The organism is Corallococcus sp. CA053C (assembly GCF_003611675.1).
Taxonomy (GTDB): Bacteria; Myxococcota; Myxococcia; order Myxococcales; family Myxococcaceae; genus Corallococcus.
Map to the genome: position 1 here is coordinate 1 of NZ_RAWA01000661.1, position 3,054 is coordinate 3,054.

Annotated in this window: 2 protein-coding genes; both read left to right on the top strand. The window is 71.3% G+C overall.

What is annotated here, in order from left to right; translation table 11 throughout:
- Positions 1 to 1,149 (top strand): FHA domain-containing protein (locus tag D7V97_RS45095; protein WP_120616092.1); only part of this gene is annotated, 1,149 nt, incomplete at its 5' end.
- A 165-nt stretch (positions 1,150 to 1,314) separates the two neighbouring features.
- The gene (locus D7V97_RS41750; protein ID WP_368669020.1) at positions 1,315 to 2,934 is read left to right on the top strand and encodes an FHA domain-containing protein; all 1,620 of its coding nucleotides are present in this window, start codon (positions 1,315 to 1,317) and stop codon (positions 2,932 to 2,934) included.
- Positions 2,935 to 3,054 lie beyond the last annotated feature (120 nt).

The following is a 3,054-nucleotide window of genomic DNA, read 5'->3' on the forward strand; positions in this document are numbered from 1 at the left end:
CCCGCGACCTTCACGGGCCAGGACCCGCGCCGCGTGGCGGAACCGCCTCCGCCGCTGGATCCCGGACTGCTCCTGGGCGAGGCCGAGCTGCTCGCCGCGCCGCCCCCGGCGGACGCGAACACCGCGCAGTCCGGCCCCACGGAACCGGACGCCGCCCACCCGCCGGTCCGCTCCGGCCCGGTGACGGTCGTCGCGAAGGTGGAACCCTCGTCCGCCGCCGACGAGGCCCGCCGGCGTCGTCGGCTCGCGCGCACCCTGGGCGGTCAGTTCGTCCTCTTCTGGCAGCGCCAGTCCCGACTGCGCCGCATCGGCTATGCGTCCCTGACGGGCCTCGTGCTGCTGGTGGCCGTGGTCGGGGTCCTGTCCGTCGTCTCTCCCACCACGCTCGGACTGCCCGGGCGCGAGCCCTCCAAGCTGGGGCTGGAGCCGGTGACGGACTCGTTCGGCCTGGGCAAGGACGTGCGCTGGACCCACGCGGACGACAAGGCCTTCGACTTCCGCTTCATGTCGCCCACCCGCGCGGTGGCCGTGCTGCACTACCAGGCCAGCAACATCACCAAGGACGAGGTCAACCTGTCGCTCAACGGCGTGTCCCTGGGCTGGGTCCCTCCGGACACGGCCCAGACGGCGGAGCGCGAGCTGGAGCAGGTCCTCCCCCCGGGCCTGCTGCGCCGCAACGAGAACAACCAGCTGCTCTTCGACAACGCCCTCAACCCGCCCGGTCGCGAGTCCTGGCGCATCTGGAACCTGCGCCTGGAGGTCATCCCGGTGCCCGAGCTGCCGCCGGATCAGCTGCTCGCCTCCGCGAGGGAAGCCGTGAAGGCGGGCGCCCGGTTCTACGAGCTGCGGGACGTGGGCGCGGAGAACCTCTTCAACGCGTGGCGGGAGTACCGCTCCGCGTGGATCACCCTGGAAGCGCTCGACGACAAGCCGGACCTGTACGAAGACGTCCGGGAGCGGATCGCCCAGATTTCAACGGAGCTGGACCACCAGTGCGGCAAGCTGATGCTCGAATTCCAACGGGCCGTCCAGTACCGCAGCCGCCGTGACGCGGTCGCGACCCTCGAAGACGTGCGGAGACGCTTCCCTACGACCGAGCATCGCTGCCACAATCTCGCGCTGGAAAAAGCCTATGAGCACGAGCTTTAGGGCCCGTGCCCCCCTCAGCAGGATGCGGTGAACGCCATGTCGAACGGTCCTCCCCCAGCCCGCCGAAGGCCCACTTCGGGTACGCCCTCATCCGGGACCGGACAACGCGCGCCGGTCCGCCGGTCGTCGACGGCGGGCGCCTCCGCGGTCAAGCCCGCGAAGCTCGTGGTCATCGCCGGCCCCAGCGAGGGCGAGGAGTTCCCCCTCTCCGACGCGGAGTACACGGTCGGTCGCGCCACCGACAACCCCATCTGCCTGCAGGACACGTCCGTGTCGCGCAAGCACATCACGCTGCGCCGTGAGTCCGCGGGTTGGATGGTCAGCGACATGAAGTCGGGCAACGGCACGCTCGTCAACGGCGAGCCCGTCACCGACGAGACGCTGCTGGCCAACGGCGACGTCATCACGATGGGCGACTCGGAGGTGCGCTACGAGGACACCGCCAACAGCACCGCCAAGGTGCAGGCGCCCTCGGGTCCCCGGCCCCGTCCGTCCACGGCCGGCGGTCGCGCCCCCACGGCGATTCCCGTGCGTCCCCGCCCCGGGGGCGAGGGCCGCGCGCGCCCGCAGACGTCGCGCGCCTCCCAGGCCGCGGAGCTGACGCCCGAGGCGCAGCGCAAGCGGATGCGGCTGAAGCTCGCGGGCGTCGGCGTGCTGGTGCTGCTCTTCGCGGGCCTGGGCGTCGCGCGCTCGCGCATGCGCCACCAGCAGGAGGAGCAGGGCCGCATCGAGCAGGAGCAGCGCCAGTACCGCGAGCAGCTGGGCGGCCTCTTCCAGGAGGCCAAGAACCTGGTGCGCGAAGGCCAGTGGCAGCAGGCCAAGACGAAGCTGGAGGAGCTCCAGAACCAGGCCCCGGACTACCCCGGCGTGGCCGACTACCTGAAGGCCGCGGAGAAGGAGATCCCCAACCAGGGTCACCTGGCGGCGGCCCAGGCGGCGCTGGACAAGGGCGAGCTCGTCACCGCGCAGGCGGCCCTCGCGAAGGTGAGCGCCGACACGCAGCTCTACGAGCAGCTGAAGACGACGCGCAAGGCGCTGATCGACGTCGCCGACAAGCGCACGAAGGAGGCCAACACGCTGATGGTCACCCGCCAGCTCGAGTCCGTGCAGAAGGCGAAGGCCATCACCGACGACGTGCTCGCGGCCTTCCCGGAGCACCGCGACGGCAAGCTCATCAACGACGAGTCGGCGCGCATCATCGCGGACCTGACGCGCCCCGAGTACGTCCCGAAGGCCGCGACGCCCAAGCCGTGGGAGCCCGCGGTGGACCGCTTCCGCGACGGGGACATCTCCGGCGCGGTGGCCATCCTCAACGCGTGCGCGGCCAAGACGCCCCAGTGCAAGCAGCTCATGACGCAGATGACGGAGTTCGGGGGCCTCTACAAGAAGCTGGAGGACCTGGAGGCCAAGGGGCTCACGCGGCTCCTGGCGCTCGACAAGGACATCACGGACGGCCGCGGCAGCAAGATGGCGAAGAACGCGGGCACCCGCGCGGCGACGACCTTCTACAAGAGTGCGTCCGGCGCGAAGGCCGCGGGCCAGTGGTCGCGAGCCATGGAGTTCGCGCGCCGCGCGCTCCAGGCGGATCCCAACCACACGGGCGCGGCCAACATCGTCAACGACCTCAAGGGCAAGGCGAAGGACCTGTACCTCCAGGCCTACTCCATCAAGGACGCCAGCCCCGAGGACGCGCTGCCCAAGTTCCGTGACGTCGTCGCGATGACGCCGCCCGACGACGAGCTGCACGGCAAGGCCCAGGGCTGGGTCGAGAAGCTGTCGCGATGAAGAAGCGCAAGGGCGCGGAGCCGCCGCCCCCCGAGGAGCCGGGGCAGGGCGACCTCTTCGGCACGTCGCTCTTGCCGCCGTTGCGCCCGGCCCCCCCGGCGGCGAAGGCCTCCGGGGAAC